The organism is Rhodococcus sp. PSBB066 (assembly GCF_017068255.1).
In the GTDB taxonomy this organism is placed as follows: Bacteria; Actinomycetota; Actinomycetes; order Mycobacteriales; family Mycobacteriaceae; genus Rhodococcus; species Rhodococcus aetherivorans.
Genome location: NZ_CP070859.1, coordinates 853,512 through 878,548 on the forward strand (window position 1 = coordinate 853,512; position 25,037 = coordinate 878,548).

Annotated in this window: 21 protein-coding genes; 13 read left to right on the forward strand and 8 right to left on the reverse strand. The window is 69.9% G+C overall.

What is annotated here, in order from left to right:
- A complete protein-coding gene (locus JYA75_RS03985) occupies positions 1–144 on the reverse strand; it encodes a hypothetical protein (RefSeq protein WP_185713554.1) in 144 nt (47 codons plus the stop codon).
- A 4-nt stretch (positions 145–148) separates the two neighbouring features.
- On the opposite strand from JYA75_RS03985, the gene JYA75_RS03990 reads away from it, so the two are divergent.
- The 11 genes from JYA75_RS03990 to JYA75_RS04040 all read left to right on the forward strand — a co-directional run bounded on the left by JYA75_RS03990 (position 149) and on the right by JYA75_RS04040 (position 13,443).
- The gene (locus JYA75_RS03990) at positions 149–310 is read left to right on the forward strand and encodes a hypothetical protein (RefSeq protein WP_168578840.1); all 162 of its coding nucleotides are present in this window, start codon (positions 149–151) and stop codon (positions 308–310) included.
- 301 nt (positions 311–611) lie between these two features.
- A complete protein-coding gene (kdpF, locus tag JYA75_RS03995; protein WP_065923246.1) occupies positions 612–710 on the forward strand; it encodes a K(+)-transporting ATPase subunit F in 99 nt (32 codons plus the stop codon).
- A 7-nt stretch (positions 711–717) separates the two neighbouring features.
- A complete protein-coding gene (kdpA, locus tag JYA75_RS04000; RefSeq protein WP_006942128.1) occupies positions 718–2,418 on the forward strand; it encodes a potassium-transporting ATPase subunit KdpA in 1,701 nt (566 codons plus the stop codon).
- A 100-nt stretch (positions 2,419–2,518) separates the two neighbouring features.
- Positions 2,519–4,603, forward strand: coding sequence for a potassium-transporting ATPase subunit KdpB (gene kdpB / locus JYA75_RS04005; protein ID WP_239010594.1), 2,085 nt, complete (start codon positions 2,519–2,521; stop codon positions 4,601–4,603).
- Positions 4,604–4,608: 5 nt separating this feature from the next.
- A complete protein-coding gene (locus JYA75_RS04010; protein WP_044476248.1) occupies positions 4,609–5,268 on the forward strand; it encodes a potassium-transporting ATPase subunit C in 660 nt (219 codons plus the stop codon).
- A 7-nt stretch (positions 5,269–5,275) separates the two neighbouring features.
- Complete coding sequence (locus JYA75_RS04015; protein ID WP_050034278.1) at positions 5,276–7,822, forward strand: sensor histidine kinase KdpD; 2,547 nt, start codon at positions 5,276–5,278, stop codon at positions 7,820–7,822.
- Complete coding sequence (locus JYA75_RS04020; RefSeq protein WP_006942141.1) at positions 7,819–8,499, forward strand: response regulator; 681 nt, start codon at positions 7,819–7,821, stop codon at positions 8,497–8,499. Before JYA75_RS04015 ends, JYA75_RS04020 begins: the two co-directional genes overlap by 4 nt.
- A 124-nt stretch (positions 8,500–8,623) precedes the next feature.
- The gene (lysX, locus tag JYA75_RS04025) at positions 8,624–11,923 is read left to right on the forward strand and encodes a bifunctional lysylphosphatidylglycerol synthetase/lysine--tRNA ligase LysX (RefSeq protein ID WP_185713381.1); all 3,300 of its coding nucleotides are present in this window, start codon (positions 8,624–8,626) and stop codon (positions 11,921–11,923) included.
- A 68-nt stretch (positions 11,924–11,991) separates the two neighbouring features.
- Entirely contained in the window at positions 11,992–12,591 is a 600-nt protein-coding gene (locus JYA75_RS04030; RefSeq protein WP_006942144.1) for a histidine phosphatase family protein, read from the forward strand.
- Between the two features lie 203 nt (positions 12,592–12,794).
- Entirely contained in the window at positions 12,795–13,139 is a 345-nt protein-coding gene (locus JYA75_RS04035; RefSeq protein WP_029546834.1) for a YtxH domain-containing protein, read from the forward strand.
- A 148-nt stretch (positions 13,140–13,287) separates the two neighbouring features.
- The gene (locus tag JYA75_RS04040; RefSeq protein WP_185713380.1) at positions 13,288–13,443 is read left to right on the forward strand and encodes a hypothetical protein; all 156 of its coding nucleotides are present in this window, start codon (positions 13,288–13,290) and stop codon (positions 13,441–13,443) included.
- Positions 13,444–13,462: 19 nt separating this feature from the next.
- On the opposite strand, the gene JYA75_RS04045 is transcribed toward JYA75_RS04040, so the two are convergent.
- The gene (locus JYA75_RS04045) at positions 13,463–13,756 is read right to left on the reverse strand and encodes a putative quinol monooxygenase (RefSeq protein WP_102799439.1); all 294 of its coding nucleotides are present in this window, start codon (positions 13,754–13,756) and stop codon (positions 13,463–13,465) included.
- 62 nt (positions 13,757–13,818) lie between these two features.
- On the opposite strand from JYA75_RS04045, the gene JYA75_RS04050 reads away from it, so the two are divergent.
- A complete protein-coding gene (locus JYA75_RS04050) occupies positions 13,819–14,733 on the forward strand; it encodes an SDR family NAD(P)-dependent oxidoreductase (protein WP_006942155.1) in 915 nt (304 codons plus the stop codon).
- Positions 14,734–14,778: 45 nt separating this feature from the next.
- On the opposite strand, the gene JYA75_RS04055 is transcribed toward JYA75_RS04050, so the two are convergent.
- A complete protein-coding gene (locus JYA75_RS04055; protein WP_029546831.1) occupies positions 14,779–15,612 on the reverse strand; it encodes an alpha/beta hydrolase in 834 nt (277 codons plus the stop codon).
- Between the two features lie 279 nt (positions 15,613–15,891).
- The gene (locus JYA75_RS04060) at positions 15,892–16,668 is read right to left on the reverse strand and encodes a MerR family transcriptional regulator (protein WP_338109677.1); all 777 of its coding nucleotides are present in this window, start codon (positions 16,666–16,668) and stop codon (positions 15,892–15,894) included.
- A gap of 9 nt (positions 16,669–16,677) precedes the next feature.
- Here JYA75_RS04060 and JYA75_RS04065 point away from each other — a divergent pair, with 9 nt between their 5' ends.
- Positions 16,678–16,986, forward strand: a complete 309-nt coding sequence (locus tag JYA75_RS04065) for a hypothetical protein (protein ID WP_185713379.1) — start codon at positions 16,678–16,680, stop codon at positions 16,984–16,986.
- 78 nt (positions 16,987–17,064) lie between these two features.
- Here JYA75_RS04065 and JYA75_RS04070 read toward each other — a convergent pair whose 3' ends face one another.
- From JYA75_RS04070 to gltB, 4 genes are all read right to left on the reverse strand, one after another.
- Positions 17,065–17,979 carry a cutinase family protein gene (locus JYA75_RS04070; protein WP_185713378.1) on the reverse strand — a complete coding sequence of 305 codons (915 nt, stop codon included), beginning with the start codon at positions 17,977–17,979 and terminating at the stop codon, positions 17,065–17,067.
- 91 nt (positions 17,980–18,070) lie between these two features.
- The gene (locus JYA75_RS04075; protein ID WP_239010528.1) at positions 18,071–18,850 is read right to left on the reverse strand and encodes a PE-PGRS family protein; all 780 of its coding nucleotides are present in this window, start codon (positions 18,848–18,850) and stop codon (positions 18,071–18,073) included.
- A 143-nt stretch (positions 18,851–18,993) separates the two neighbouring features.
- Positions 18,994–20,445, reverse strand: a complete 1,452-nt coding sequence (locus tag JYA75_RS04080) for a glutamate synthase subunit beta (RefSeq protein ID WP_050034272.1) — start codon at positions 20,443–20,445, stop codon at positions 18,994–18,996.
- Positions 20,438–25,033, reverse strand: coding sequence for a glutamate synthase large subunit (gltB, locus tag JYA75_RS04085; protein WP_006942166.1), 4,596 nt, complete (start codon positions 25,031–25,033; stop codon positions 20,438–20,440). Before gltB ends, JYA75_RS04080 begins: the two co-directional genes overlap by 8 nt.
- Positions 25,034–25,037 lie beyond the last annotated feature (4 nt).

The following is a 25,037-nucleotide window of genomic DNA, read 5'->3' on the forward strand; positions in this document are numbered from 1 at the left end:
CTATTCCTTCTCGGCCTCGAAGTAGAAGGTAGTCACGTCGTAGAGCAGCAGGTTCAGATCACCGGCTGCGACAACATGTTCGAAGCAGCACTCCGCGATTCGGTCGCGGTAGCCGCGGTCGGTGCAGCGGTGCGGTGTCCGCACGAACGTGTTGATCTGCTGGGTGGGCGCCCGGGCGCACCTGCACACCGATCGGCGCCGGCTGCTCGGGCACCTGCGCACCCGCTACTCGTACGACCGTGAGCAGCTCCCCCCGCTCGACGAGGTGGCCGACGTGCGTGCGCGCCTGGTCGACGTGGCGCTGCGGTGATGCCGGCGGCCCCGAGCCGTTCCGGCGTCGGGGCCCGCGGGCGCTGCGCCGCAGGGACGCCGGACCCGGGGTGTAAAGAATTCGTCAGGACATCGGCCGCGGGCGTCAAGATTCCGTATGGATCGCGGTCCACGGACGGGCGCGGTGCGACAGTGTGGTGCGGGGCGCCGATCGGCGCCTGATTCGTCTCTACGACAAGGGAAGACGACATGGCCGACACCGCGTACGTGGTGCTGATCCTGGCAGGGTTCCTGGTATGCGCTCTGGTCCTGCGCGCGCTGCATGTGCGAGGTGAGAGCCGATGACCTGGGCAGGGGTGGCGAGCGTCGCGCTCGTCGTGCTCACGACGGCACTGGTGGTGTACCTGCTGATCGCGCTGCTCGATCCGGAGAGGTTCTGACGATCCGATGACTCCAGCTGTTGCCGCGGGACTGCAGATCGGCCTGGTCGTTGCAGTCCTGGCGTTGGCATACGTTCCACTCGGCGACTACATGGCGAGGGTGTACACGACCGACACCGACCTGAGGTGGAAGGACCTGCGGATCGAGTCCCTGATGTACCGGCTGTGCCGGATCGATCCGCGCGCAGAACAGACCTGGTACGGATACGCCGCGAGTGTGCTCGGTTTCTCGCTCGCGAGCGTGCTCTTGCTGTACACGGTGCAGCGACTGCAGGGTGTCCTGCCGCTCGGCCGGGACCTGGGTGGAGTGAGTCCGGCGGTGGCATTCAACACCGCGGTCTCGTTCGTCACCAACACCAACTGGCAGTCCTACGTGCCCGAGACGACGATGAGCCCACTCACCCAGTCCGCCGGCCTCGCGGTGCAGAACTTCGTCTCGGCGGCGGTCGGCATGGCGGTCGCGATCGCCCTGATCCGCGGCCTGGTGCGCGTCGGGCGCGGCGGCGAGATCGGCAACTTCTGGGTGGACCTGGTGCGCGGGACCCTGCGGATTCTCTTGCCGCTGGCGTTCGTGATCGCGTTGATTCTGTTGTCCCAGGGCGTGATCCAGTCGTACCGCAGCGGCTTCTCCGCCACCGGACTGGACGGCAACGCGGTCACCACCGCGCTGGCGCCGGTCGCCTCACAGGAGGCGATCAAGGAACTGGGCACCAACGGCGGCGGCATCCTCGCCGCGAACTCGGCCCACCCGTTCGAGAACCCCACCCCCGTCACCAATATCGTCGAGATCCTCGCGATCCTGCTGATCCCGGTGACGCTGACGCGCACGTTCGGCACGATGATCGGCAACCGACGGCAGGGCCTGACCGTCCTCGGCGTGATGGCGTTGCTCTACGGCACCGTCCTGGCGGTGGCGCTGGCCGCCGAATCCGGCACGCGGGGCGTGGCGGCGAACGCCGCCGGCGCGATGATGGAGGGCAAGGAAGTCCGGTTCGGGATCCCCGGTTCGGTGCTGTTCGCGGTGTCGACCACCGGCACGAGCACCGGTGCGGTGAACTCGGCGCACGACAGCATGTCCCCGCTCGGCGGTGGGGCCGTCCTGCTGAACATCCTGCTCGGCGAGATCGCGCCGGGCGGAGTCGGCACCGGCCTGTACAGCATGCTGGTGCTCGCGGTGATCGCCGTGTTCGTCGGGGGCCTGCTCGTGGGGCGCACGCCCGAGTTCCTCGGCAAGAAGCTGCGCAGGCGCGAGATCACCCTTGCCGCGCTGGCGGTGCTGGTGATGCCGGCGCTGGTGCTGACCGGCACCGCGATCACCGTGATCCTGTCCACCACCACCGGGTATCTCGGCAACTCCGGGGATCCGGGCACTCCGGGCGCGATCCACGGGTTCACCGAGGTGCTCTACGCCTATGCCTCGGCGTCGAACAACAACGGCAGCGCCTTCGGCGGGCTGACCGTGACCAGCGACTGGTTCCAGTCCTCGCTGGGCATGTGCATGCTGCTCGGGCGGTTCCTGCCGATCGTGTTCGTCCTGGCCCTGGCCGGATCGCTGGCCGCCCAGCGTCGCACCCCGGCCGGTGCGGGCACGCTGCCCACCACCGGTGCGGCCTTCGCCGGGCTGCTCACCGGAACGGCCGTCCTCGTTGCGGCTCTCACCTTCTTCCCGGCCCTCGCTCTGGGCCCCGTCGCGGAGGCACTGCATTGACCCTCGTCTCCCCCTCGGCGCCTCACACGCACCTGCGGCGCCGCGACCACGGCTCGTCCTCCCGCCCCGCGGCGGAGATCACGGAGATACTTCGGTGACCATCGACCTTCATTCCCACCGGGAGACCATCACCTCCCACCCGCATCGTGTCGGCGGGGGCGTGTTCAGCCCCCGTCAGCTGGCAGAGGCCCTGCCGGGAGCGATCCGCAAGCTCGATCCCCGGCATGTGGCGCGGAATCCGGTGATGTTCGTCGTGCTGGTCGGATCGGCGGTCGCCACCGTCGCGGCGATCGTCGAACCCACGCTGTTCGCGTGGTCGATCGCGGCGTGGCTGTGGTTCACCGTGCTGTTCGCCAACCTCGCCGAGTCGGTCGCCGAGGGGCGCGGCAAGGCGCAGGCGGCGAGCCTGCGAAAGGTCAAGCAGGACACGACAGCCCGTCGCCTCACCGGTCCGGCCGCCGAGGAATCCGTATCGGCCACCGAGCTGCGCGTGGGCGATCTCGTCGTGGTGGAGACCGGTCAGACGATCCCCGGTGACGGCGACGTGATCGAGGGCATCGCCACGGTCGACGAGTCGGCGATCACCGGAGAATCGGCGCCGGTGATCCGCGAGTCGGGTGGCGACCGATGCGCCGTCACCGGCGGCACCACCGTGCTCTCCGACCGCATCGTCGTGCGGATCACCGCACCACCCGGGCAGACCTTCGTGGACCGGATGATCGCTCTCGTCGAAGGGGCCGCCCGGCAGAAGACCCCCAACGAGATCGCCCTGAACATCCTTCTCGCGGCGTTGACGATCGTGTTCCTGCTCGCGGTCGTCGCGATCGGTCCGATGAGTGCGTACGCCGGCGCCGAGCAGGGACCGGTCGAGCTGATCGCGCTGCTGGTATGCCTGATTCCCACCACGATCGGTGCCCTGCTCTCCGCGATCGGCATCGCCGGGATGGACCGGCTGGTGCAGCGCAATGTGCTGGCCATGTCCGGTCGTGCCGTCGAGGCGGCCGGGGACATCGACACCCTGCTGTTGGACAAGACCGGCACCATCACCTACGGCAACCGGCGCGCCACCGCACTGCACCCCGCTCCCGGCGTCACGGATCTCGAAATGGCTTCTGCGGCAAGACTGTCGAGCCTGTCCGACGGAACCCCCGAGGGGCGCAGCATCGTCGAGTTGTGCGCCGAGCGGTTCCACCTCGATCCGAGCCCGTCGGGCGCCGAGCGCTCCGCCGAGTTCGTCGCATTCACCGCGCACACCCGGATGAGCGGCCTCGACACCGCCGGAGACGCCGGCATCCCGGTCCGCATCCGGAAGGGCGCCGCCGACGCGGTGACCCGCTGGGTGGCCGAGCAGGGCGGACGGATCCCCGAGGCGGTGAGCACCGTCGTCGACGACATCGCCCGCGGCGGCGGAACACCGCTCGTGGTGGCCCGATCCGACGATCGCGGCGCATCGGTGGTCGGCGTCGTCGAGCTGTCCGATGTCGTCAAGCCCGGCATGGCACAGCGATTCGCCCAGCTGCGGGCGATGGGCATCCGCACGGTGATGATCACCGGGGACAACCCCCTCACCGCGAAGGCGATCGCAGCCGAGGCGGGGGTCGACGACTTCCTGGCCGAGGCGACCCCCGAGGACAAGCTGGCGCTGATCCGCTCGGAACAGCAGGGCGGACGGCTGGTCGCGATGACAGGTGACGGTACCAACGACGCGCCCGCCCTCGCCCAGGCCGACGTGGGGGTGGCGATGAACACCGGCACCTCCGCGGCCAAGGAGGCGGGGAACATGGTCGACCTCGACTCCGATCCGACGAAGCTGATCGAGGTGGTCGAGATCGGCAAGCAGCTGCTCATCACGCGCGGGGCACTGACCACCTTCTCGCTGGCGAACGATCTCGCGAAGTACTTCGCGATCCTGCCCGCGTTGTTCAGCGGGATCTACCCACAACTGGCGGGGCTGAACATCATGGGACTGGCCACCCCGCAGAGCGCGATCCTGTCGGCGGTGATCTTCAATGCCCTCGTGATCGTGGCGCTGATACCGCTGGCCCTGAAGGGTGTGCGGTACCGGCCGGCGAACGCGTCGTCGCTGCTGGGGCGGAATCTGCTCGTCTACGGCCTCGGCGGGGTGATCACCCCGTTCGTCGGGATCTGGCTGATCGACCTCGTGGTGCGTCTGGGAATCGGGTGACACTGATGGGATTCGGTAACTTCTTCGCAGGGTTGATGCGGCAGGCGCGAGCCGGCCTGCTGATGCTGGTCGCACTGACCGTGATCGTCGGAGTGGCCTATCCGGCGGCGGTGTGGGCGGTGGGACGGCTCGGTTCGGCGAGCGCCGAGGGCTCGCCACTGACCGACACGAACGGTTGCGTCGTCGGCAGCCGGCTGATCGGCGTCGACCCGCAGGTCGCGCCCGGCGAGCCCGATCCGTTCTTCCACACTCGGGTCGTCGGCTCGGTCGCCGACGCAGACGCCTTTGCGCCGGGCGACCCGGCCGCCGCGCTGCCGTCCAACCAGGGCCCGAGCAGCGAGGTGCTGGCCGCCTTCGTCGACGAACGGCGTGCCGTGATCGCCGCGCGCGAGCAGGTGCCGCCGCAGGAGATTCCGGTCGATGCGGTCACCGGGTCCGGCTCCGGCGTCGATCCCCACATCTCCCCGGCCTACGCCGCGGTGCAGGTGCCGCGGGTGGCGCGGGTCACCGGCATCCCCGAGCAGCGGGTCCGGGAGCTGGTCGCCGCGCACACCGAGGGCCGGCAACTCGGGTTCCTCGGCGCCGAACGAGTGAACGTGCCCGAGCTGAACGTGGCGCTGGGACTGACCGCACCCGACTGCGACGGGGTCCCCTCGGGTGGATGATGGCGTCGTGACCGGTACTGCACGCACCGCCGCCCCCGAGGCGTCGCGCCGGGGGCGGCTGCGGATCTACCTCGGTGCCGCCCCCGGCGCGGGCAAGACGTTCGCCATGCTGGGCGAGGCCCATCGGCGGATCGCCCGGGGCGGTGACGTGGTGGTGGCGATCGTGAACACGCACGGTCGTGCCCGCACCGCCGAACAACTGGCCGGCCTGGAGACCGTCCCGCCCCGACGGATCGGCTACCGGGACGCGGTGTTCGAGGAACTGGACCTCGATGCCGTGCTGGCCCGCCGGCCGGCCGTCGCCCTGGTCGACGAGCTCGCCCACACCAACGTTCCCGGCAGCCGCCACGCGAAACGGTGGCAGGACGTCGAGGAACTGCTCGACGCGGGAATCGACGTGCTGTCGACGGTGAACATCCAGCATCTCGAGTCCCTCAACGACGTGGTCGAACAGATCACCGGCGTGGTGCAGCGCGAGACCGTCCCCGACGACGTCGTGCGCCGCGCCGACCAGGTGGAGCTGGTGGACATCACCCCGCAGGCCCTGCAGCGGCGCCTGGCGCACGGGAACGTGTATGCGCCCGAGAAGGTCGATGCCGCGCTGCGCAACTACTTTCGGGAGGGCAACCTGACCGCCCTGCGCGAGATCGCCCTGCTCTGGCTCGCCGACCAGGTCGACCTCGCGCTCGCCAAGTACCGCGGCGAACACGCCATCACCGACACCTGGGAGGCCCGCGAGCGGGTCGTCGTCGCCGTCACCGGTGGGCCCGAATCGGAGACGTTGGTGCGCCGGGCCAGCCGCATCGCCGCCAAGGCGAGTGCGGAACTGATGGTCGTGCACGTCGTCCGCGGCGACGGGCTCACCGGCGTCTCGGCGCCGCAGATGGGGAAGGTCCGGACTCTGGCGGCGAGCCTGGGGGCAAGCCTGCACAGCGTCGTCGGCGACGACGTGCCCACCACGCTGCTCGACTTCGCGCGGGAGGTGAACGCCACCCAGCTGGTGCTCGGCACGTCCCGGCGCCCGCGGTGGGCACGCATCCTCGACGAGGGCATCGGGGCGGCGGTCGTCCGCGACTCCGGCAAGATCGACGTGCACATGGTGACCCACGAGCACACCGCCCGTGGGCCGAGGATGGCGTTGCTGGGCCGCCACGAGCGGCGACTGCAGTCCTGGATCGCTGCGTTCGTCATCCCCGTCGTCGCCACCGGCGTGATGGCGCTGATCGACCACTTCACGGGCTTCGAGGGCCAGCACACGCTGTATTTCGTCGTCGTGCTCGCCGTCGCGCTGTTCGGCGGAATCGGTCCGGCCATCGTCGCGGCCCTGCTGTCGGCCCTGCTGTTGAACTTCTTCTTCACCGAGCCGCGCTACAGCTTCACCATCGCCGAGCCGGCCAATTTCGTCACCACCGTGGTGCTGCTCGTCGTCGCCGTGGCGGTCGCCGCACTGGTCGATGCCGCCGCGGCCCGGGCCCGCGAGGCCCGGCTCGCGTCCCAGGAGGCCGAACTGCTCGCGCTGTTCGCCGGCGCGGTCCTGCGGGGTGCGGACCTGCCCCGGCTGCTCGAGAAGGTCCGGGAAACCTACGCCCAGCACGGCGTCAGCCTCGTCCGCACCGACCGGGAGCCGGCACAGGTCCTGGGGACGGCCGGGTCGGCGCCACCGACGTCGATGCAGGCCGCCGACACCGTCTGCGAGGTCGACGACAGCGCGTACGCCCTCCTGCTCGGTGGTCCGCAGCTGCGCGCCCGCGACCGCCGGATCCTCACCGCGGTGGCCGGACAGGCCGCCGGACTGGTCCGGCAGCAGGAACTCGCCGCCGAGGCCGCCCAGGCGTCGGCCCTGGCCGAGACCGACCGCCTGCGGCGGCTGTTGCTGTCGGCGGTGAGCCACGACCTGCGCACCCCGCTCGCTGCCGTCAAGGCCGCGGTGTCGAGCCTGCGCAGCACCGATGTCGAGTTCTCCCCCGAGGACACCGCGGAGCTGCTCGCGACCATCGAGGAATCCACCGACCAGCTCACCGGCCTGGTGTCGAACCTACTCGACTCCTCCCGGCTCGCGGCCGGGGTGATCACGCCCGTCCTGCAGCCGGTCTACCTCGACGAGGTGGTGCACCGGGCCATGGTCACGCTTTCGAGCGGCGGTTCGGACACCGCCCGCAACGTTCGCGAACGCATCGAGGTCGACGTCGACGACACCGTGGTCGCTGCGGACAGCGGGCTGCTCGAACGGGTCCTGGCCAATCTTCTCGACAATGCCCTGCGCTACGCACCCACCGGTCCGATCCGCGTCGGCGCCGGCACCTCCGGTGACCGCACCACCGTCACCATCGCGGACTGCGGTCCCGGACTCGCACCCGGCGACACCGGCAACGTCTTCGCCGCCTTTCCCCGCGCCGGGGACCACCGCAGCAGCCGCGGGGCGGGGCTCGGGTTGACCGTCGCCCGCGGATTCGCCGAAGCGATGGGCGGGACCGTCACCGCCACCGAAACACCCGGTGGCGGGACCACCATGGTGGTCGAGCTCGCCGCCGCGCCGGCCAGGGTGCCGCGATGACCCGCATCCTCGTCGTCGACGACGAACCACAGATCCTGCGTGCGTTGCGCATCAACCTCGCCGCACGCGGGTACGAGGTGATCACCGCCGGCGACGGACGCTCCGCCCTCCGTGCCGCCGCCCAGCAGCATCCCGATGTGATCGTCCTCGACCTGGGCCTGCCCGACCTCGACGGGATCGAAGTGCTCGCCGGGCTGCGCGGCTGGTGCACGGCCCCCGTCATCGTCCTCTCGGCACGCACCGACGCCCTCGACAAGGTGGCCGCCCTCGATACCGGAGCCGACGACTACGTCACGAAGCCGTTCGGGATGGAGGAGTTCCTCGCCCGCATCCGCGCCGCGGTCCGCCGGGCCGGCACCACCTCGGACACGACCGAACCGACGATCGACGCCGATGACTTCACCGTCGACCTCGTCGCGAAGAAGGTCACCCGCGACGGCGCACCGGTGCACCTGACCCCCACCGAGTGGGGGATGCTCGAGATGCTGGTGCGCAACCGCGGCAAGCTCGTCGGCCAACGGGAACTGCTCGAAGAGGTGTGGGGGCCGTCCTACACGACCCAGACCCATTACCTGCGGGTGTATCTCACGCAGCTGCGCCGCAAACTCGAACCCGATCCTGCGCACCCTCGCCACCTGCTCACCGAACCGGGAATGGGATACCGCTTCGAACCGTGAAGCCACTCGCGCGGGACGAAGCGGGGCGGTCCGAGCAGCGCCGCCGGACGTCCGGCACGACGGATTCGTAACCAAATCCCGGTTCCGAGCAGCACGACGTCCCGGGCGGCGCTACCGTCGACGCATGTCAGCGGACGTTGCTGCGGCACCTGCGGCGCACCCCCACCTGCCTGCCCGGCCCCGCGGCCGCCTGAACTCGGTCCCGCACGTGGTGGGCCTGACCCTCGGGATCTTCGCCGTCGCGGTGGCGCTGTGGTCGATCTCCCCCACCTTGCGCTACTTCGTCCATACGCCACGGGAATACGTGGACACGTACCTGTTCGACGCGCCCGACACCAGCCTGTCGTACGCGCTGGTGCTCGGCCTGCTCGCGGCGGCACTGGCGAGCCGCAAGCGGATCGCGTGGTGGATCCTCACGGTGTACCTGGCCGGATTCGCGATCTACAACGGGTTCGTGGCGGTGTCGGACCGCAGCATCGACGCGGCGATCGGTCTGGTGCTGCAGGTCGCGACGGTCGGGCTCCTGCTCGCGGCGTATCCGGAGTTCTACACGCGGGTTCGTCGCGGGGCGGTGTGGAAATCGCTGGGCGTCCTCGTCGCCGGGCTCGCCGTCGGCACCCTGATCGGGTGGGGGCTCGTGGAACTGTTCCCCGGCACCCTGCCGTCCGACGAGCGGTTGCTGTGGGCGGTCAACCGGGTGACCGCCCTGTCCCTGCTCGACAACGACCAGTTCAGCGGGCGCCCACACGGATTCGTCAACACCCTGCTCGGCCTGCTGGGGGCGCTGGCGCTGATCGCGGCGGTGATCGTGCTGTTCCGGTCGCAGCGGGCGACCAACGCACTGACCGGGAGCGACGAATCCGCGATCCGGGGCCTGCTCGAGCGTGGCGGCGACGATTCGCTGGGCTACTTCGCGACCCGCCGCGACAAGGCGGTCGTCTTCGCGCCCAGCGGTAAGGCCGCGGTGACCTACCGCGTGGAGGTCGGGGTGTGCCTCGCCAGCGGTGACCCCGTCGGCAATCCGGAGGCGTGGCCGCACGCGATCGACGAGTGGCTCGCGCTCGCTCGGGGTTACGGCTGGGCGCCGGCCGTGATGGGTGCGAGCGAGGCCGGCGCCACCGCCTACCGCCGGGCCGGTCTGTCGGTACTGCAACTCGGCGACGAGGCCATCCTCCACACCGCCGGATTCTCGCTCTCCGGCCGGGAGATGCGGCCCGTGCGCCAGGCCGTCTCGCGTGCCCACAAGCAGGGGGTGACGGTGCGCATCCGCCGGCATCGGGACGTCCCCGAGGCGGAGATGACACTGGCGATGCGGTGCGCGGACGAATGGCGGGACACCGAGACCGAGCGCGGATTCTCGATGGCCCTCGGGCGTCTCGGCGACCCGCTCGACGGGAACTGCCTGCTCGTGGAGGCGATGTCCCACGACGAGGTGGTGGCGATCCTGTCGCTGGTGCCGTGGGGGGCCGACGGCGTGTCGCTCGATCTGATGCGCCGGAACCCGCAGGCGCCCAACGGTGTCGTGGAGATGATGGTGTCGGAGCTCGCCGCCCACGGCGGCGAGTTCGGGATCACGCGGATCTCGTTGAACTTCGCGGTGTTCCGCTCGGTGTTCGAGGAGGGCGCACGGATCGGCGCCGGTCCGGTGCTGCGGCTGTGGCGTTCGGTGCTCGTGTTCTTCTCCCGCTGGTGGCAGCTCGAGGCGCTGTACCGGTCGAACGTGAAGTACCAGCCCGAGTGGGCGCCGCGGTTCCTGTGCTTCGCGGACAACAGGGTGCTGCCCCGGGTCGGGATCGCGTCGGCGATCGCCGAAGGCTTCCTCACGCTGCCCAGCTTCGGCCGGGAACGAAGCGCCCGCCGCCACACCGGGACGCAGACGTCCGCTCCCCCGGCGCTCGTCGAGTCCGGAACCCTGCACGACGACGGTGCCGCCCCCGACGTCGAGCCGGCGCCGGAGTCGCGCACCGGTCCCCGGCGGCCGGAGCAGGTGCGGGTGCGGATGACGAAGCTCGAGCGGCTCGTGGAGTCGGGCGTGGACCCGTACCCGGTGGCGAACCCCCCGTCGCACACCGCCGCGACGGCCGTCGCCGCACCCGAGGGCACCGCGGTGCGGATCGCCGGCCGCATCCTGCGGCTCCGGGACTTCGGCGGCGTGCTGTTCGCGGTGCTGCGGGACTGGTCGGGTGACGTGCAGATCCTCGTCGACCGCGGCCGCGTCGGCGGCCGCCGCTTCGTGTTCGACCTCGGCGACCTCGTCGAGGTGAGCGGGGTGACGGGCCGCAGCCGCAGCGGCGAGCTCTCGGTGCTTGCGGAGGACTGGCGGCTGGACGGCAAGTGCCTGCACCCGCTGCCCGACAAGTGGCGGGGCCTGACCGATCCCGAGGCGCGGGTACGCCAACGGTACGTGGACCTCGCGATCAACCGCACCGCGCGCCGGTTGCTCACGGCTCGCAGCGCGGTGGTGCGGTCGCTGCGCGAGCAGCTGCAGGCCCGCGGCTACCTCGAGGTGGAGACACCGATCCTGCAGCCCGTGCACGGTGGCGCCAACGCCGCACCGTTCACCACCCACATCAACGCCTACGACCTGGACCTGTACCTGCGGATCGCACCCGAGCTGTACCTCAAGCGCCTGTGCGTGGCGGGTATGGAACGGGTCTTCGAGATCGGCCGGGTGTTCCGCAACGAGGGCGCGGATTTCAAGCACAACCCGGAGTTCACGATCCTCGAGGCCTACGAGGCACACGCGAACTACGAGGTCATGCGGGTGCTGGCGCGCGAGTTGATCCAGGCCGCGGCCGTCGCGGCCCACGGACGCGAGGTGATCGTCCGGCCCGGCCCCGACGGGCGGCCCGTCGAGATCGACATCTCCGGCGAGTGGCCGGTGAAGACGTTCCACGGGGCGGTCTCGGAGGCACTCGGCACCGAGATCGACGCGCAGACCCCCGTCGAGGAGTTGCGCCGGCTGTGCGACGAGCACGAGATCCCGTACAACCCCGAGTGGGACGCCGGCGCGACGGCGCAGGAGATGTACGAGCATCTCGTCGAATCCCGCACCGAGTTCCCCACCTTCTACACCGACTTCCCCACATCGGTCTCCCCGCTCACGCGCCCGCACCCGACGAAATCGCTCGTCGCCGCCAAGTGGGACCTCGTCGCGTGGGGCATCGAGCTGGGGACGGCCTACAGCGAGCTGACCGACCCGATCGATCAGCGTGCCCGGCTCACCGAGCAGTCGCTGCTCGCCGCGGGCGGCGACGAGGAGGCCATGGAGCTCGACGAGGACTTCCTGCAGGCACTCGAGCACGCCATGCCGCCCACGGGCGGCCTCGGCATGGGCGTGGACCGGATCGTCATGCTGGTCACCGGCGGCAGCATCCGCGAGTCCCTCGCGTTCCCCCTCGCCAAGCCGCGCGCTCGACGCTGAGGCCCCGGTTTCACGTGAAACACCGGGTCGACCGAGCGCGCGTTCGGTCGCCGTGGGATCGTGGTGACGTGCAGCTTCTCCTTATTCGTCACGCCCTACCCGAGCTCGCGCGGGTCAGCGAGGGACGCGCCGACCCGTCGCTGACCGACGAGGGCCACGCACAGGCCGCGCGGCTGCCCACCGCGCTCGAGCCCTACCGCATCGCGCGGCTGTTCAGCAGTCCGCAGCGCCGCGCCCTCGAGACCGCGGCGCCGCTCGCCGAGATCCGGGGACTACCGATCACGCAGCTCGAGGGCCTGGCGGAGTACGACTACCACCTCGACCACTACATCCCGTTCCACGTCGCGCAGGAACTCGCGCCGGATGCCGTGGCGCGCATCCGCGCCGGTCAGCTGCCCGATTTCGTGGATGCGGAGGAATTCCGCACCCGCGTTCTCGCCGCCACGCAGCACATCGTCGACACCTGCGACCACGGGGACACCGTCGCCGTGTTCGCCCACGGGGGCGTCATCAACGTTCTGCTCCAGGATCTGCTCGGGCTCGACCGGCCGCTGATGTTCCCCATCGAGTACACGTCGGTGACCCGCATCCTCGTCTCCCGTAACGGCGCCCGGCGGGCCGCATCGGTCAACGAGACCGGGCATGTGCGCGACATGCTCCGCGTCTGAATCCGGACGGATGCCGGTAGTTCGTCGCGACCGGTGTGAAGCGGACCGGATCCGGGTATCGGTACGGGGTGGGCGGAGCCGCGACGACGCGGGCTCCGCGAGGGCGCAGCCGACCGGGCGGTGAGTATCCGTCGGGGGCGACCGCTGGCCGGCGTCGACGATGCCGGGCCTCACGACCGAGATTCGACGAGCAGGAGATTGCCATGATGAGAGTTCTGACCTTCGCCGCCGGCGCCGCCGTGGGCTTCGTGCTGGGCACCAGAGCCGGGCGCGACACCTACGAGAAGATGCGGGATCAGTCCGCGCAACTGTGGAACAAGCCTGCCGTGCAGCAGAAGGTCACCGAAGCGAGGGCGACCGTGCAGGAGAAGGCACCGCAGGTGCAGGAGAAGGCCGGCGACCTGGCGAAGAAGGCCGCGGAGAAGGCCCACCTCCCGGGTGGCGGCAACACGGCGCCCGGCGCCGCCGGGGGTGGGCCCGCCGTCACTTCCCCCGCCGCGGGCGCGCCGATCGTCCCGCCTGCTCCGGAGGGCAAGCACTCGCTGTAGGACCCCGGCCGCGAACCGGCCCGGTGCCGCATCGGCCGCGTTCCGGTGCGGCACCGGCAGGCGTACTCGCGTGCCGAACGGGTACACCGAACGCATACGGGCCGGGGCCCGAACGGCCCGGCCCGACACGATTGCCACAGGAGGCGACATGACCAGACCCGACGGCGACGGTGACCGGGCAACCGCCGACACCGACAGCGGAACCCCGGGCGCCGACGACGACGTCCTGTCCGACCCCGCCGAGTGGTCCGGGGAAGGCGGCGCCACCGAGGAGGGCCCGTCCACCGACGTCGAGAACGGGTGAGTTCGGACCGGTCGAGCCGCTACGCCACGACCGTGAGCGGATGGATCACCGGGGCGGCCGCGAGCTGCTCCCCCACGGTCGCCAAGGCGGACGTGATGTGCCGGGAGGTCATGTGCGCATCGAACGCCTCCTGACCCGTCCAGACCTCGACCGTGACGAACGTGCCGGGCGCCGAGGCGGATTCGAACAACTCGTACGAGACGCAGCCGTTTTCGTCGCGACTCGCGGCCGCCAGCGCCACCAGCACGCCGCGCACCGCATCCTCCGACCCGGGCTTCGCCGGAATGGTCGCCACCACGCGCAGTTCCGTCATCTCTCGACGGTACCGCGCGCGCTTGCCGTGCACGAGCGGCCCGGGCGAGGAAGATGTAACCCATGGGATCGCGGATCGCGGAGATGCGCCGATGGCGCGCAGGGACAGTGGTACATCAGCGCCTGCACGACCTGACCGGGACGCTCGCCGTGGTCACCGGGGCGGGCAGCGGCATCGGCCGTGCGACGGCCCGGGCCTTCTCCGACGTGGGGGCGATCGTCGTGGTCGCCGACCGCAACCTCGACACCGCCCGCGAGACCGCCGAGATGCTCAACACGCCCGACCCCCAGGCCGGTGGCTCCCGAGCGGTGTACGGTGGTGGCGCGCACGCGTACGAACTCGATGTCGCCGACGAGGAGCAGGTGCGGCGATTCGCCGCGACGGTCCGCTCCCAGCACGGCGTGCCGGACGTGCTCGTCAACAACGCCGGCATCGCCGTGATCGGCACCTTCACCGGCACACCGCAGGAGACGTTCGAGCACGTCATGGACGTCAACTTCTGGGGTGTGGTGTACGGGTGCCGGGCGTTCGGGGACCAGATGCTCGAGCGCGGCACCGGCGGGCACATCGTGAACGTCGCGTCGGCGGCCGCGTTCACCCCACAGAAAAGCCTCGTCGCCTACTCGACGAGCAAGGCCGCGGTACTGATGTTCACGGACTGCCTGCGGGCGGAACTGATGGGCCACGGGATCGGCGTGAGCGCGATCTGTCCGGGGCTGGTGGGCACCAACCTGGTTCCCAGCGCCGAGATGGTGGGACTCGGCGTCCGGGAGCAGCGCAAGCTCCGCGAGCGGGTCACGGCGCTGTATCGCACCCGAAGCTACCCACCGCAGAAGGTCGGTGAGGCGATCGTCGCCGCGGTGCGGCACAACCGAGCCCTGGTCACCGTGATGCCGGAAGCGAAGGCCCGGCAGTGGATCAGCCGGCTCGCCCCGCCGGCGATGCGATTCGGCGCACGCTTCGAGCCGGACCGATGAGCGCCGTGCGGGGCTGCACCGGCCGGCGCAGCCCCGCACGGCGTTCTACTTGGCGAGGAACTCGAGCAGGGCCGCGTTGACCTCTTCGCCGTGCGTCCACAACAGCCCGTGCGGGGCGCCTTCGATCTCGACGTAGTCGGCGGCGGGCAGGCGCTTGGCGAACTCCCGAGCGGTGGCGTCGATGGGCAGGATGTTGTCGGCGGTGCCGTGGACGATCAGTGCCGGCACGTCGATCTTCGGGATGTCCTCGCGGAAGTCGGTGAGCCAGGTGGGCTGGGCGGCGACCGACGCGTACGGTGAGGCCCCCGCGGCCACCTGCCAGCTGGCTCGCAGAGCCTCCTCGCTCAGCCGGGTGCCGAGGTAGTCGTCGGTGTTGAAGAAGTTCCGGAAGAAGTCGGTGAAGAAGGCGTACCGATCCGCCTCTACCGCGGCCCGCAGTCCGTCGAAGACCTCCCGGGGTACACCGGTCGGATTGTCGTCGGTGCGCAGCAGGAACGGTTCGAGGGAGCCGAGGAAGGCCGCCTTCGCCACCCGCTGCGAGCCGTGAGTCCCCAGATAGCGGCCGACCTCACCGGTGCCCATGGAGAAGCCGACGAGAACCACGTCCCGCAGATCGAGGGTGGACAGGACGGTGTGGAGGTCCGCGGCGAAGGTGTCGTAGTCGTAGCCGATCGTCGGTTTGCTCGAGCGTCCGAAGCCCCGACGGTCGTAGGTGATGACGCGGTAGCCGGCCTCGAGCAATGCGGCGGTCTGCTTCTCCCACGACGTGCCGCTCAGCGGATAGCCGTGGATGAGTACCACCGGTTGCCCGGAACCGTGGTCCTCGTAGTAGAGCTCGATCGGGGTGGAGTTCTCGGTGCCGACGGCGATGTAGCCCATCATGGTCCTCTCGTAGCTGGAGACGTACCACTGGCTTCGGAAAGCCAGGTGCGAGCCTATAGCGATCTGTCGGACATCTCCGCCCGTCACCACGAATTCACCGCCGACACCGGCATACCCGTCTACTTCTGCGAGCCACACCCACCCTGGCACAGAGAACCAGCGAGAACGCAGATCAGCTTGTGCAGCAGCACTTTCCACGAGCACCGCATCCTGCGACGTTTGCCCTGTCGTTACGCGGCGACCGCCGACGGATTCACCGTTGTCCGCAACGTCGACTCACGGGTCCAGTTCTGTGCGGATGAGCGTGTCGAGTCGCTGCCATGCCGGGGACGAGGCGTTGACCGCGCCCTGGATGAGTGCGGCGATATCGGAGGCTTCATCCAGCTCCGGTAGTTCGTCCCTGCCGTAGCGTTCCCGGGTCGCCCCGGTGATCCGGCGGGCGAGGTCGTCGATGCGGGGATCGTCGGCGTCGAGGTCGTGCGCGTGGTCGTAGTCGAGGAAGAGTTGCCGCAGCGCCGGGTCGGCCAGGATCTCGGCTTGGTCGTGAAACAGTGCGATCGCGCGGTCCGGGTGGGTGGCGAACACGAGGATCCACAGGTCGCGTTGCAGCTCCACCCATCGAGGCGTGAAGCCCCAACGATCCAGGCGCTCCAGATGGGTACCGACCTCGGGGGGCAGCGGTGTCAGATGCCCGGCGGCGAGCTGGCGCAGGCGCCCTTGCGTTGCCCGCAGGCCACGGATGCGGGCGGTGAGCTCGTCGTCGATCTCGCGCAGCGCCTGCTGGAACTCCTCGCCGGTCGCTGATCTCAGATCACGGATACGGGCCAGAGGGACGCCGGCTTCGGCGAGCGTCCGGATCTTGATCAGGTCGATGGCGTCGTTCGCGCCGTACCGCCGGTAGCCGGACGCATCGCGGTTCGGCTCGGGGAGCAGCCCCTTGTCGTGATAGACGCGGACGGTCTTGATCGACACACCCACGTACCCGGCCAGCTGCCCGATGGTGATCACCCGGCCATCGTCCCACTTGACCTTTCCCCATGGGCAGGGTTGCACGATGGAGTCATGGCGAACACGAACTTCGATCGGGAGACCCTGCGCGAACTGGCCGATGCGGGCAACGAGACCGCTCTGGACCGGCTGGCCGACCTCGCCGACGCAGCCGGTGACCTTGGGGAGCTGAACGAGCTGTTGGACGAGGGATCCGTGCGCTCCGGGTTCCTGCTCACTCGGCGCGCGGCCGCGGCCGGCGACCTGCGCGAGCTGCAACGGATCTCCGACGCCGGGTACGACGAGGCCGGGAACGAACTGGACCGGCTGCTGAAGGCGCCGGCCGACGAACACCGGGATCGAGGATCCGATCGCCCGCTGTAGCGGCGCTCCAGGCGCCGCCCTGCGCGCCGCGCGCGGCATCACCGTGCGCGCACGACGCGGCTCGCGGACCGGCCGGCGTCAGACCTTGGAAGCCAGCCAGTTCCGCAGCCACGTCGTCGCCGAGGTGCCGCTCACGTCGACCGCGTAGTTGGAGTAGTCCTGGTGGATCTGCGACTCGTAGAACTGCCGGAGCTTGATCTCGCGTTCGTCGTTGGCCTGCTCGGTGAGCTGGGACTGCAGGATGGGCAGACCGCCCGCGTTCATCAGGTCCAGGTAGATGGCGTCGGCCTCGGCGCGGTACCGGTCGACGGCGGACGGGTCGCCGCCGGAGGCCATCGCGAGGAATCCGGCGGCGCGGGTGACGAAATCGTCCTTGGGCGTCGAGCAGTACAGGTCACCCACGGCGCAGAAGGTGCGGACGTCGCCGCTGACGAACCCGAACCCGCCGATGCGGGGCCCGCCGGCGCCGTTGCCCGCGACGGGCGGACCGACCAGGATGTCCGCCTCGGAACGGCGCGGGTCGGAGAGCAGGCCGACCGCGGCGAGCCGGTGCGGCGGGACCACGCCGAAGCCCGTGCCGATCTCGGCGGCGAGATCGCCGGCCGCGTCGGCGCCCTGGCTGTAGCCGACGAGGGCGAACCGGGCGCCGGGGCACGCGGCCGCGGTGGCGGCGACGATGCCGCGGGCGTTGTCGACGGCCTCCTGCCGCGAGGCACCGTAGACCTCACCCTCCCACGGGAACGCCGTCGCGGCGTACCGGACGTAGTCCACCCGGGTGCCGGCGGGAAGGCCGGAGGTGACCGCGGCGAGCATGCCGTTGCCCCGCTGAGGATCGGGAGTATTCGAGGTTTCCCACGTGCCGGGCACGGCGACGACCTGTAGCTTCGGGCATCCGGCCGGGTCGGCCTGGACCGCGGGGGCCGTCGCGACCGACCCCACCAGGGTCGCCGCGGCGACCGCCACCAGCGTCAACGCACTTCTCAACCCCACCACGGCCCCCTGAGGTCTCCTGCCGATCTCGACTCCGTCACGAAATGATGCCTAAGAAATATGACACAAAGATGAACGAGATGGGAGAGCATCTTTACTCGCGCAGGACGGTCACCACTCCTCCGCCGATGTTGGTGACGAACACGTTCCCCGCCCCGTAGTCGACCGCCGTCCCCACCGTGCCGCGGTCCACCACGCGCTGCAACTGCCCCGAACGGTCCACGACGGTCACTGCCGAGCCGCCGATGTTGGTGACGAAGACGTTGCCGGTCAACGGATCCGTGACCACGACACCGGGAGGCAGCAGCTCCGCCGGCAGCGGTCCGACGGTCGGATCGTGGTCCGCGATCGTCACGTTGCCGGCGCCGATGTTCGTCACGTAGACGCCGTCGGTGCCGGCGTCGAGCGTGAGTTCGGGGGTGAGGCCCGCGAGCGGGGACCCCGCCGGCCGCTCCGGGGACGGCGGCGGCCCGGCGAGAGTGCGGTCGCGGTCGACGGTGACCGTGCCGACGCCGAGGTTGGTGACCGCGACGTTGCCGTTACCGCCGTCCACGCGCATCTCGACGGGCGCGCCGGAGGATTCACCGGCCGCACCGGCGGCCGGGCGCGGCGGCACGGTCACCGACACGCCGCCCGGACCCACGTTCGTGATGCACGAGTTCCCCGCTCCCCCATCGACTCCGAGGAGGCGCAGGCCGTCGTACCCGACCACCGGCGGCGCCTGCGGCGTTCCGTTCACGGTGACGGCGCCGCCGACGTTGCGCACGCACTCGCCGGGGGCCTGCGCGGCGGCGGGAGCGGCCGCCAGCGCCGCCAGGGTTCCGGCCCCGAGCATTCCTGCCGCAAGTGATCGTCTCGTGATCCGGTGACCCATGCGCACGACCATAACGCGCGAACCGTCCCGAACGGACGAAACGGGACGGGCGCGCCCACCGGATTTCCGGTGGGCGCGCCCGTCGTGGGTTCTGCTACCTCAGCGCTGTGACATTGAGCGCTCAGCGCTGTGACACCGAGCGCTCAGCGCTGCGGCATCGTGGTGGTGGTGATCGGCGAAGGGAGCACCGTTGCACCCTCGAGGTACCGGTCGACCGCCGCCGCGCAGGAACGACCCTCCGCGATGGCCCACACGATGAGCGACTGACCACGGCCCATGTCGCCGGCGACGAACACGCCGTCGACGTTGGTGGCCCACTCCGTCGAGCGGGCGACGTTGCCGCGCTCGTTCAGGTCCACGCCGAGGTCGGTGAGCAGGCCCGGCTTCTCGGGGCCGACGAAGCCCATGGCGAGCAGCACCAGGTCGGCCTCGAGTTCGAAGTCGGTACCCTCGACCTTCTCGAAGCGGCCGTTCACCATCTTCACCTCGTGCGCCTTCAGGGCGGCGACCTTGCCGTCCTTGCCGACGAACTGCTCGGTGTTGACGGAGAACACGCGCTCGCCGCCCTCCTCGTGCGCGGAGGACACGCGGTACATCAGCGGGTAGGTCGGCCACGGGGTCGACTCGGCGCGCTGCTCCGGCGGACGCGGCATGATCTCGAACTGGTGCACGCTGGCCGCGCCCTGACGGTGCGAGGTGCCGAGGCAGTCGGCGCCGGTGTCACCGCCACCGATGATGACGACCTTCTTGCCCTTCGCCGTGATGGTCGGCTCCGGCAGGTCGCCGAGCTGCACGCGGTTGGCGATCGGCAGGAACTCCATCGCCTGGTGGATGCCGTCGAGCTCACGACCGGGGATCGGCAGGTCACGGGCCTCGGTGGCGCCACCGGCGAGCACGACCGCGTCGAACTGCTCGCGCAGCTCGTCGGCGGTGATGTCGACACCGACGTTGACGCCCGCCTTGAAGACGGTGCCCTCGGCCTCCATCTGCGTGAGGCGGCGGTCGATGACGGCCTTCTCCATCTTGAACTCGGGGATGCCGTAGCGCAGCAGACCACCGATGCGGTCCTCGCGCTCGAACACGGTCACCGCGTGGCCGGCGCGGGTGAGCTGCTGCGCTGCAGCCAGACCCGCCGGACCGGAGCCGACGACCGCGACCTTCTTGCCGGTCAGCTTCGACGGCATGACCGGCGCGACCCAGCCCTCGTCGAAGGCCTTCTCGATGAGCTCGACCTCGACCTGCTTGATGGTCACCGGGTCCTGATTGATGCCCAGGACGCAGGAGGCCTCACACGGTGCGGGGCACAGCCGGCCGGTGAACTCCGGGAAGTTGTTGGTGGCGTGCAGGCGCTCGATGCCGTCGTTCCACTTGCCCTTGTAGGCCAGGTCGTTCCACTCGGGAATCAGGTTCCCGAGGGGACAACCGTTGTGGCAGAACGGGATACCGCAGTCCATGCAGCGGCTGGCCTGGACCTGGAGGGTGTCGAGCGGGAACGGCTCGTACACCTCCTTCCAGTCGAGCAGCCGCAGCGGAACCGGCCGGCGCACAGGGGTTTCGCGCGAGCCGTGCTTGAGGAAACCGGTCGGATCAGCCACGAGCCGCCTCCATGATCGCCTCGTCCACGTTCGCGCCTCGAATCTCGGCGTCCTTGATTGCCATGAGTACCTTCTTGTAATCGCGAGGCATGACCTTCGCGAAGTGACTGACCTGCTGCGACCAGTCGGCCAGAATGCGGGCTGCAACCTCGGAGCCCGTCTCGTCACGATGGCGCTCGATGGCGCCCTTGAGCCAGAGGAAGTCCTCGCCCTCGAGGTCCTCGAGATCGACCAGCTCGGTGTTCAGGTTGTCCTCGAAGTCGCGATCGGGGTTGTACACGAACGCGACACCACCGGACATGCCGGCGCCGAAATTGCGGCCGGTCTTGCCCAGGATGACCACCTTGCCACCGGTCATGTACTCGCAGCCGTGGTCGCCGACGCCTTCGACGACGGCCGTGGCACCCGAGTTACGCACGGCGAACCGCTCACCCGCCACGCCGCGGATGAGAGCCTCGCCACTGGTGGCACCGAACAGGATCACGTTGCCGGCGACGATGTTGTCCTCGGCGACGAAGCCCGGCGCCGCGTTCAGCGGCGGGCGGACGACGATCCGGCCACCGGACAGGCCCTTTCCGACGAAGTCGTTGGCGTCGCCGAACAGCCGCAGCGTGATGCCCTTGGGCACGAACGCGCCGAAGCTGTTGCCGGCCGAACCGGTGAAGGTGATGTCGATCGTGTTGTCCGGCAAGCCCTCCCCGCCGTACACCTTGGTGAGCTCGTGGCCGAGCATGGTGCCGACGGTGCGGTTGACGTTGGCGATCTTGGTCTCGATCGTCACCGGCGTACCCGACTCGAGCGCCGGCCTCGCCTGCGTGATGAGCTCGTTGTCGAGCGCCTTGTCCAGGGCGTGGTCCTGCTCCTTGGTGCAGTGCAGGTCCTGCTCGCAGAAGATCGGCGAACGGGTCTGCTCCAGCAGCGGCGACAGGTCCAGCTTCGAGGCACGGTAGTGGTCGACGGCCTTGGTGGTGTCGAGCATGTCGACCCGGCCGATCGCCTCGTCGAGGGAGCGGAAGCCCAGCTCGGCCAGGTACTCGCGCACCTCCTCGGCGATGTAGAGCATGAAGTTCTCGACGAACTCCGGCTTGCCGGTGAACCGCTTGCGCAGCACCGGGTTCTGCGTCGCCACGCCCACCGGGCAGGTGTCGAGATGGCACACGCGCATCATGATGCAGCCGGACACCACCAGCGGAGCGGTGGCGAAGCCGAACTCCTCACCGCCGAGCAGGGCGGCGATGACCACGTCGCGGCCGGTCTTCATCTGCCCGTCCACCTGCACGACGATGCGGTCGCGCAGACCGTTGAGCAGCAGCGTCTGCTGCGTCTCGGCGAGGCCGAGCTCCCACGGCGCACCCGCGTGCTTGAGCGAGGTCAGCGGGGAGGCACCGGTGCCACCGTCGTGACCGGAGATCAGCACCACATCGGCGTGGGCCTTCGACACACCCGCGGCGACGGTGCCGACACCGATCTCGGAGACCAGCTTCACGTGGATGCGGGCCTGCGGGTTGGCGTTCTTCAGGTCGTGGATCAGCTGCGCGAGATCCTCGATCGAGTAGATGTCGTGGTGCGGCGGCGGCGAGATCAGGCCCACGCCCGGCGTCGAACCACGCACCTCGGCGACCCACGGGTACACCTTGTGCGGCGGCAGCTGACCACCCTCACCCGGCTTGGCGCCCTGCGCCATCTTGATCTGGATGTCGGTGCAGTTCGTCAGGTAGTGCGCGGTGACACCGAACCGGCCGGAGGCGACCTGCTTGATCGCCGAGCGACGCCAGTCGCCGTTCGCGTCCGGGGTGAAGCGGTCCGGATGCTCGCCGCCCTCACCGGAGTTCGAGCGGGCGCCGAGGCGGTTCATCGCGATCGCGAGGGTCTCGTGCGCCTCCGCGGAGATCGAGCCGTAGCTCATCGCACCCGTGGAGAACCGCTTGACGATCTCGCTCGCCGGCTCGACCTCCTCGAGCGGCACCGCCGGGCGGGCACCCTTGCGGAACTCGAACAGGCCACGCAGCGACGCGAGCCGCTCCGACTGGTCGTCGACCAGCCTGGTGTACTCCTTGAAGATCGAGTACTGCCCGGTGCGGGTGGCGTGCTGGAGCTTGAACACCGTGTCCGGGTTGAACAGGTGGAACTCACCCTCGCGGCGCCACTGGTACTCGCCGCCGACCTCGAGCTCGCGGTGGGCGTGCTCCGACGGACGGTCCATGAAGGCGAGGGAGTGCCGGGCGGCGACGTCCTGGGCGATCTCGTCGAGGCCGATTCCGCCGAGCTGCGACTGCATCCCGGTGAAGTACTCGTCGACGACCTCCTGCGAGAGGCCGATCACCTGGAACAGCTGCGCACCGGTGTAGGAGGCGAGCGTGGAGATGCCCATCTTGGACATCACCTTGAGCACGCCCTTCGAGGCGGCCTTGATGTAGTTCGCGAGGGCCTTGTCGAGGGTGATGCCGTCCGGCAGGTCGCCGTTCTGCAGCAGCTCGTCGATGGTCTCGAAGGCCATGTACGGATTGACCACGGCCGCACCGAAACCGCACAGCGCGGCGATGTGGTGCACCTCGCGGGCGTCGCCGGCCTCGACGAGCAGGCCCACCTTGGTGCGGGTCTTCTCGCGGACGAGGTGGTGGTGCACCGCGGAAGTGAGCAGCAGCGACGGGATCGGCGCGAGGTTCTCGTCGGACTCGCGGTCCGACAGCAGGATCAGGCGCGCGCCCTTCTCGATGGCCTCGGAGACCTCGCCGCGGATGTTCTCGAGCGCGCGGCGCAGACCCTCGCCGCCCTCGGCGACGGGGTACAGACCGCGGATGATGACGCTGTTGAAGCCGGGGAACTTGCCGTCGTCGTTGACGTGGATCAGCTTCTGCAGGTCGTCGTTGTCGATGACCGGCGCGGAGACGAGGATCTGCCGGCACGAGTCGGCGGTCGGGTTCAGCAGGTCGCCCTCGGGCCCGAGCATGCCGCCCAGGCTCGTGACGACCTCCTCCCGGATGGCGTCGAGCGGCGGGTTGGTGACCTGCGCGAACAGCTGCGAGAAGTAGTCGAACAGCATTCGCGGACGCGCGGAGAGCACGGCGATGGGGGTGTCGGTGCCCATCGAGCCGAGCGCCTCGCCGCCGGTCGCGGCCATCGGCTTGACCAGGAGGTTGACCTCCTCGCTGGTGTACCCGAACACCTGCTGCCGCAACACGACCCGCTCGTGCGACATGTAGGTGTACTTGCTCTCGGGCAGATCCTCGAGCCGGGCGATGCCCTGGTCGATCCACTCCTGGTAGGGGTGCTCCGCGGCGAGGGCGCTCTTGATCTCCTCGTCGTCGATGATGCGGCCCTGCGAGGTGTCGACGAGGAACATGCGACCGGGCTGCATGCGCAGCTTGCGCACGACCTTCTGCGGTTCGATGTCGAGCACGCCCACCTCGGAGGCCATGATCACGAGGCCGTCGTCGGTGACCCACACGCGCGACGGGCGCAGGCCGTTGCGGTCGAGGACCGCGCCGACGACGGTGCCGTCGGTGAAGCACACCGACGCCGGGCCGTCCCACGGCTCCATGAGCGCCGCGTGGTACTCGTAGAACGCGCGACGGGCCGGGTCCATGGACTCGTGCCGCTCCCACGCCTCGGGGATCATCATGAGCACGGCGTGCGGCAGGCTGCGGCCGCCGAGGTGCAGGAGCTCGAGCACCTCGTCGAAGCGGGCCGTGTCGGACGCGCCCTCGGTGCAGACCGGGAAGATCTTCTCGAGCTTCTCGCGGCCGCCGAACACGTCGGAGTCGATGAGCGCCTCGCGGGCACGCATCCAGTTGGCGTTGCCGGTGACGGTGTTGATCTCGCCGTTGTGGGCGACACGGCGGAACGGGTGCGCCAGCGGCCACGACGGGAAGGTGTTGGTGGAGAAGCGCGAGTGCACCAGGCCCAGCGCCGATTCGACGCGCTCGTCCTGCAGATCGCGGTAGAAGCCCTCGAGCTGCGGCGTGGTGAGCATGCCCTTGTAGACGAAGGTCGACGCCGACAGGCTCGGGAAGTACACCGTCTCGCTGCCGGGGCCGTCCTGGCCGGCGCCCTCGCGGCCGAGCTCGTGCTCGGTGCGCTTGCGGACCACGTAGGCCCGCCGCTCGAGCTCCAGGCCACCGAGGGTCCGGTCGGGCGAGGTGATGAAGATCTGGCGGAAGCTCGGCATCGCCTGCCGGGCCAGCGTTCCCAGGTCGGAGGGGTCGACGGGAACCTCGCGCCAGCCGAGGACCTGCAGGCCCTCCTCGGCGACGATCGCGTCGACCGCGGCGACGGCCTCGTCGGCGGCCTTCTCGTCCTGCGGCAGGAAGGCGATGCCGGTGGCGTAGAAGCCGATCGGCGGCAGGTCGAAGTCGACGACCTCACGGAGGTAGCGGTCCGGGACCTGGATGAGAATGCCGGCACCGTCGCCGGTGTTCGACTCGGAGCCCGCTGCGCCGCGGTGCTCGAGGTTCACCAGAGCGGTGATCGCCTTCTCCACGATGTCCCGGCTGCGGCGACCATGCATGTCGACGACGAATGCGACACCACAGGCGTCGTGCTCGTTCGCCGGGTGGTAGAGCCCTTGCGGCCCGGGAAGATGCTTCATACCT